This window comes from Bacteroides cellulosilyticus DSM 14838 (assembly GCF_000158035.1).
Lineage (GTDB): Bacteria > Bacteroidota > Bacteroidia > Bacteroidales > Bacteroidaceae > Bacteroides > Bacteroides cellulosilyticus.
This window is the reverse complement of record NZ_EQ973488.1, coordinates 67527-74664: the sequence shown is the minus strand read 5'-3', so window position 1 is coordinate 74664 and position 7138 is coordinate 67527. Positions and strand designations below refer to the sequence as shown.

Below are 7138 nucleotides of genomic sequence, written 5' to 3'. Positions count from 1 at the left end.
TTTGGAGACGACCGGAACGAGTATCAATGTAGACCGTATCGTTGAAATCTGTTATCTCAAAGTACACCCCAATGGTAATGAGGAAGCAAAAACACTTCGTATCAATCCGGAAATGCATATTCCCGAAGGTGCGTCTGCTGTTCATGGCATCTATGACAAGGATGTGGCAGATTGTCCTACCTTCAAAGAAGTGGCCCGTACTATTGCCAATGATATAGAAGGATGTGATTTGGCAGGATTTAATTCCAACCGTTTTGATATTCCCGTGCTGGCGGAAGAATTTCTTCGCGCCGGTGTAGATATTGACCTGAGCCGCCGCAAGTTTGTGGATGTACAGGTCATTTTCCATAAATTGGAGCAGCGTACACTTTCTGCTGCTTATAAATTCTATTGTGGAAAGAATCTGGAGGATGCACATACGGCGGCAGCTGATACGCAAGCAACTTATGAGGTGCTAATGGCACAGTTGGACCGTTATTCGGAATTGCAGAATGATATTGCTTTTCTGGCAGATTATTCCAGCTTTAACAAAAACGTGGATTTCGCAGGACGTATGATTTATGATGATAATGGTGTGGAAGTATTTAACTTTGGAAAATACAAGGGAATGTCGGTGACAGATGTGTTGAAGCGCGATCCGGGCTATTATAGCTGGATATTAAACAGTGACTTTACACTGAATACCAAGGCTATGTTGACAAAGATTCGTCTACGTGAATTAACCAATAAGTAGTATCATGGCGAATACACTGAAAGGGAAGAAAATTGTATTAGGAATAACCGGAAGTATTGCTGCTTATAAAGCTTGTTATATTATCCGGGGACTTATAAAGCAAGGTGCTGAGGTACAGGTAGTCATAACTCCTGCAGGAAAAGAATTTATAACTCCCATTACGCTTTCGGCATTGACGAGTAAGCCGGTTATCAGTGAGTTTTTTGCCCAACGTGACGGCACATGGAATAGCCATGTGGATCTGGGTTTATGGGCGGATGCTATGCTTATAGCTCCGGCAACTGCTTCAACTATTGGCAAGATGGCAAATGGAGTGGCTGATAATATGTTGATTACGACTTATTTGTCGGCTAAGGCTCCGGTATTTGTGGCACCTGCCATGGACCTTGATATGTATGCCCATCCTTCTACACAAAAGAATCTGGATACGCTCCGTTCTTATGGAAATCATATTATAGAACCGGGTACGGGAGAACTTGCCAGCCATCTGGTAGGCAAGGGACGTATGGAAGAACCGGAAGTCATTATTCAACATCTGGCGAATTATTTTGCCGGGAAAGAAGGTGATTTGCGAGGTAAGACCATTATGATCACTGCCGGACCTACCTATGAGAAGATCGATCCGGTACGTTTTATCGGGAACTATTCTTCCGGTAAGATGGGGTTTGCTATTGCAGATGAATGTGCTGCCCGCGGAGCTAAGGTCATTATGATATCAGGTCCTGTACAACAGCAATTGAAATATCCGGTACGTTGGTTTCCTGTGGAATCGGCAGATCAGATGTATAATGCTGCGTGTAGCTTTTTTGCAGAGGCTGATGCTGCTATTCTTTCGGCTGCTGTTGCCGATTTTACACCGGAACAGGTTGCTGATGCTAAGATAAAGCGGGAAAAGGAAGGAGAAATGATGTTGCGTTTGAAACCTACGAAAGACATTGCCGCCTGTCTGGGACAGATGAAGAAAGAACGTCAGGTATTGGTAGGTTTTGCTCTGGAAACGAATGACGAACAGCATAACGCTGAGGATAAGCTGCGACGGAAGAATCTGGATTTTATCGTTCTGAATTCTCTGAATGATAAGGGAGCCGGTTTCCGGTACGACACGAATAAAATCAGTATCATTGACCGTGAAAGCAAGACGGACTTTCCGTTGAAATCAAAGGCGGAAGTAGCTGCGGATATTGTAGATTGTCTGGTGGAAGTATTGGAGAATAAGTAAATATAGATAGTGAGAAATAAGACACTTTATATGATTCTGCTTCTGGTTGCTGTGGCGCTAAAGTCCACTGCCCAGGAATTGAATTGTAAATTTACGGTGAATTATTCTCAGATACAAGGTACGAGTACACAGGTTTTTACTACGCTTGAAAACGCCTTGATGGAGTTTATTAATACCCGTCGGTGGACGCAGGCGCAGTATGAAGTGAATGAACGGATTCGTTGTTCTATGAACCTGACCGTGAAAGAATATAATGAGGCGGATGGACGTTGGAAGTGTGAGCTGATTGTACAGTCTACACGCCCCGTCTGGCAATCCGGGTATCAGACGGTAGTTTTTAGCTTTAAAGATACGGATGTTGCTTTCAACTACCGTGAGTTCGATCCGCTGCAACTGAGGGATAATGTTATTGACAGTAATCTGACGGCAGTAATTGCTTATTATGCTTATATGATTATCGGACTGGACATGGACACGATGGCTCCACAGGGTGGTACGGAGGTTTTTCGGGCAGCTGAAGACATTGTAACGGCCGCACAGAACCTTGGTGAAACCGGTTGGAAAGCATTCGATAGCAGTCGGAATCGTTATGCATTAGTTTCTTGATTATCTGGAAGATGGCATGACGCCTTTGCGCAAACTGATGTATGGATATCATCGTACAGGTATGGATGAACTCTCTGTGAATGTTACCCGTGCCCGCGCTGTAATAACATCTATGCTTAGCGGTTTGAAAGAGGCGCAACAGAATAAGCCAATGTCGGCATTGCCCGGTTTGTTTACTGAAATAAAGAAAGATGAATTGATTAATCTTTATTCCCGTGCTGCAATGAAGGAAAAGGAAGAAATATGTGAACTACTATCATCTGTCAATCCTTCACTGACTACCGAGTGGGAAAAGATAAAGCAATAATTAGGAAGTGAGTAAGATTAAAATTGTAAATAAGTCATGTTACGTTCGCTTTACATACAGAATTACGCGCTTATAGAAAAGCTTGATATTAGCTTTGGTGCAGGTTTCTCCGTTATCACGGGTGAGACGGGTGCCGGTAAGTCTATTATACTGGGTGCTATCGGCTTGTTGCTTGGTCAGCGTGCCGAAGTAAAAGCCATTCGCCAGGGTGCATCGAAGTGTGTGATTGAGGCCCGTTTTGATATTTCAGCTTATGGTATGGAGCCTTTCTTTGAAGATAATGAACTGGAATATGAAGAAGAGTGTATCTTGCGTCGTGAGGTTTATGCATCTGGTAAGAGTCGTGCATTTATCAATGATACTCCGGCTTCGCTTGTACAAATGAAGGAGTTGGGTGAACAGTTAATTGACGTGCATTCTCAGCACCAGAATCTTTTGTTGAATAAAGAAGGATTCCAGTTGAATGTACTCGATATATTGTCTCATAATGATGAACAACTTTCTACTTATCAATCTTTGTATAGAGAATGGAAGCAGGCACAACAGGAACTGGCAGACCTCATAGCCCGTGCTGAGCAGAATAAGGCAGATGAAGACTATATCCGTTTCCAGTTGGAGCAGTTGGAAGAAGCAAATTTGTCTGTAGGTGAACAGGAGGAACTGGAACAGGAGACGGATATGTTGAGTCATGCTGAAGAAATAAAGGCCGGTTTGTTCCGTGTCGGACAATTGTTGACCTCTGATGAAGGTGGTCTGCTGGCCGGGTTGAAGGAAAGTCTGAATACAATGCTTGGTCTGCAAAAAGTTTATTCTCCGGCTACTGAACTTGCTGAACGCCTGGAAAGTACATATATTGAATTGAAAGATGTTTCCCAGGAAATTTCTTCTCAGGAAGAGGATGTTGAGTTTAATCCTGATCGTCTGGAAGAGGTAAACGATCGGTTGAATCTGATTTATACCTTACAGCAAAAACATAGGGCAACCACTGTGGAGGAGTTACTGACACTTGCTGAAGAATATGCAGCAAAGTTGGCGGCCATTACTTCTTATGATGAACGTATTGGTGAGTTGACAACTCTTTGCGATACTTTATATAATAAGGTGAGAAAGCAGGCTGCTGTTCTTACCAAGGCCCGTACCGGCGCCGCTCGTGAAGTTGAAAAGCAAATGGCTTCCCGCTTGGTGCCGTTGGGTATGCCTAATGTGCGTTTTCAGGTGGAGATGGGAATAAGAAAAGAACCTGGTGTGCACGGTGAAGATACCGTCAACTTTCTCTTTTCTGCCAATAAAAACGGCTCATTGCAAAATATTTCATCGGTAGCTTCCGGTGGTGAGATTGCACGTGTCATGTTGTCCATTAAGGCGATGATAGCCGGTGCAGTGAAATTGCCCACTATTGTATTTGATGAAATAGATACAGGAGTATCCGGTGAGATTGCCGACCGTATGGCGGACATTATGCAGGAAATGGGAGAACAGGATCGTCAGGTAATCAGTATTACCCATTTGCCGCAAATTGCTGCGCGCGGATGTGCACATTATAAAGTATATAAGCAAGATAACGAAACCGAAACCAATAGCCACATACGCCGTTTGGCAGATGAGGAGAGGGTAGAGGAAATAGCCCATATGCTCAGTGGGGCTACTTTGACAGAAGCTGCTTTGAATAATGCAAAGGCACTTCTTGGTATCAAAAGATAGCCTTTAATTTTTAATTTCTAATTTTAATTTCTCAAAGATGGTTGATAAGAGTGAAATGATTTTCGGCGTTCGCGCTGTGATAGAAGCAATACAGGCAGGAAAGGAAATCGATAAGATTCTGGTGAAGAAAGACATTCAGAGCGATTTATCCAAAGAACTTTTTGCTGCGCTAAAAGGAACTTTGATTCCGGTGCAACGTGTTCCGGTGGAACGCATTAACCGCATTACCCGTAAGAATCATCAAGGGGTGATTGCTTTTATTTCATCCGTTACGTATCAGAAGACAGAAGACTTGGTACCTTTTCTTTTCGAAGAAGGCAAGAACCCGCTGTTCGTCATGTTGGATGGTGTGACTGATGTTCGTAACTTTGGTGCCATAGCTCGTACCTGTGAGTGTGCAGCAGTAGATGCTGTTATCATTCCTGCTAAAGGAAGCGTGACGGTGAATGCTGATGCAATGAAAACATCTGCCGGAGCATTGCATGTTCTGCCGGTTTGCCGTGAGCAGAATCTGAAGGTTACATTGCAATATCTCAAAGATAGTGGTTTCCGCATTGTGGCAGCTACAGAAAAGGGTGACTATGATTATACCAAAGCTGATTATACAGGACCGATGTGTATCATAATGGGAGCTGAAGATAAAGGTGTTTCTTATGAGAACCTGGCTCTTTGCGATGAGTGGGTGAAAATCCCAATGCTGGGTACTATCGAGTCGCTCAATGTTTCTGTTGCGGCAGGTATTTTGATTTATGAAGCTGTGAAACAAAGAACCAACTAAGATATGAAGAAGAACTTGTTGTTGACGCTCGCCCTCTGTTTGCTGGCACAGTGGAGTGTAGCTCAGGCACCCAAATGGGTGGAAAAAGCCAAGCGTGCTGTTTTCTCGGTGGTCACGTATGACGAGAGTGATAAGATACTTAATACGGGAAATGGATTTTTTGTTACCGAAGATGGAATTGCTCTGTCTGATTATAGCTTGTTTAAAGGTGCGCAGCGTGCCGTTGTCATTAATTCGGAGGGTACACAAATGCCTGTGGAAGTTATTATGGGAGCAAATGACATGTATGATGTTGTGAAGTTTCGTGTAGCGATTTCAGGAAAAAAAGTACCTGCATTAGTGGTAGCTCCTGTGGCCCCGACTGTAGGTGCAAGCATTTATCTGTTACCTTATTCTACACAGAAAGATCGTTCCTATACTACCGGACAGGTGAAAGAAGAGTCTAAGGTAGAGGGACAATATCATTATTATACACTTGATATGCAGCTGAAGGACAAAATGGTAAGTTGTCCGGTAATGACTGCTGAGGGACAAGTATTCGGTCTGGCACAGAAATCTTCTGGAAAAGATACAGCTACCATTTGCTATGCAGTAGGTGCCGATTATGCTATGGCTCAAAAGATAAGTCCTCTTTCTTTCAATGATCATACTTTATTGAGTATCGGCATTAAGAAAGCATTGCCTGAGACGGAAGAACAAGCATTGGTTTATCTCTATATGGCTTCTTCACAGCTTGCACCGGAGAAATACACCGAGTTGCTGAATGAGTTTATATCTCAGTATCCCAACAGTGCTGACGGTTATCTTCGTCGTGCAAACAATCAAATCTTCCAGTCGAAGGAGGCAAGTTCAATGGATAAGGTTGCTGCTGATATGGATAAGGCACTTGAAGTGGCACAAAAGAAAGATGATGCATACTTCAATCGTGCCAAACTGATTTATGGTTATCAGTTGGATAAACCTGAAAAAACCTATAAAGATTGGACATATGACAGGGCTTTGGATGAGGTTCGTAAAGCGATTGCAATCGAAGCTCTTCCGGTTTATGTTCAGTTGGAAGGTGATATCCAGTTTGCCAAGAAGGACTATGCGGCTGCTCTTGCCAGTTATGAGAAGGTGAATGATTCCAATATTGCCTCTCCGGCTACATTCTTTAGTGCCGCTAAGACGAAAGAATTGATGGAAGCAGCTCCGGAAGAAGTGTTGGCTTTGATGGATAGTTGTATGGCGCGTTTCGTGCAACCGTATAGTGAAGAAGCTGCTCCTTATCTGCTGGAACGTGCCCAGATGCGCCTGAATGCCGGACAAGGACGCGGTGCGATGCTTGATTATGATGAATACTATAAAGCGGTTCGTGGCAATGTGAATGATGTGTTCTATTATTATCGCGAACAGGCGGCCGTTCAGGCAAAGCAGTTTCAGCGTGCGTTGGATGATTTGGCAAAAGCTATTGAACTTAATCCGAAAGAGCTGACTTATTTTTCGGAACTTGCAGTGGTGAACATTCGTGTGGGGAGAAATGAAGAAGCGATCAAGGTGCTGAAAGATGCTTTGGAAATTGATTCTAAATATGCTGAAGCTTATCGTTTGATAGGAGTTGCCCAGCTACAGTTAAAGCAAAACAAAGAGGCTTGTGCCAGTTTCGCAAAAGCTAAGGAACTGGGTGATCCGAATGTTGATGCTTTAATAGAAAAACACTGTAAGTGATAGTATTGCAGATGATATCTTTATAAAAAAGGCTCTGCTTTCACAAGCTGAGCCTTTATCGGGAAACTCCCGTGTCAAAAAAGAATT

General features: G+C 43.3%; 7 protein-coding genes. All 7 read left to right on the top strand.

The genetic code is table 11. The annotated features are described in order from the left end of the window. Position 1: 1 nt before the first annotated feature. From BACCELL_RS01550 to BACCELL_RS01525, 7 genes are read left to right on the top strand one after another with little or no spacing between them, the layout of a single operon-like run. A complete protein-coding gene (locus tag BACCELL_RS01550) occupies positions 2 to 733 on the top strand; it encodes a 3'-5' exonuclease (RefSeq protein ID WP_007209734.1) in 732 nt (243 codons plus the stop codon). A gap of 4 nt (positions 734 to 737) precedes the next feature. After that, entirely contained in the window at positions 738 to 1952 is a 1215-nt protein-coding gene (gene coaBC / locus BACCELL_RS01545; RefSeq protein ID WP_007209733.1) for a bifunctional phosphopantothenoylcysteine decarboxylase/phosphopantothenate--cysteine ligase CoaBC, read from the top strand. 30 nt (positions 1953 to 1982) lie between these two features. After that, complete coding sequence (gene porD, locus BACCELL_RS01540; RefSeq protein WP_007209732.1) at positions 1983 to 2558, top strand: type IX secretion system protein PorD; 576 nt, start codon at positions 1983 to 1985, stop codon at positions 2556 to 2558. A gap of 16 nt (positions 2559 to 2574) precedes the next feature. Next, complete coding sequence (locus BACCELL_RS27585; RefSeq protein WP_007209731.1) at positions 2575 to 2865, top strand: type IX secretion component PorD family protein; 291 nt, start codon at positions 2575 to 2577, stop codon at positions 2863 to 2865. A gap of 36 nt (positions 2866 to 2901) precedes the next feature. Then, positions 2902 to 4566 (top strand): DNA repair protein RecN, encoded by a 1665-nt coding sequence (gene recN / locus BACCELL_RS01535; protein WP_007209730.1) that lies wholly within the window; start codon positions 2902 to 2904, stop codon positions 4564 to 4566. 37 nt (positions 4567 to 4603) lie between these two features. Then, positions 4604 to 5344 carry a 23S rRNA (guanosine(2251)-2'-O)-methyltransferase RlmB gene (gene rlmB, locus BACCELL_RS01530; protein ID WP_007209729.1) on the top strand — a complete coding sequence of 247 codons (741 nt, stop codon included), beginning with the start codon at positions 4604 to 4606 and terminating at the stop codon, positions 5342 to 5344. Between the two features lie 3 nt (positions 5345 to 5347). After that, positions 5348 to 7051 carry a serine protease gene (locus BACCELL_RS01525; protein ID WP_007209728.1) on the top strand — a complete coding sequence of 568 codons (1704 nt, stop codon included), beginning with the start codon at positions 5348 to 5350 and terminating at the stop codon, positions 7049 to 7051. The last annotated feature ends 87 nt before the right edge of the window (positions 7052 to 7138 follow it).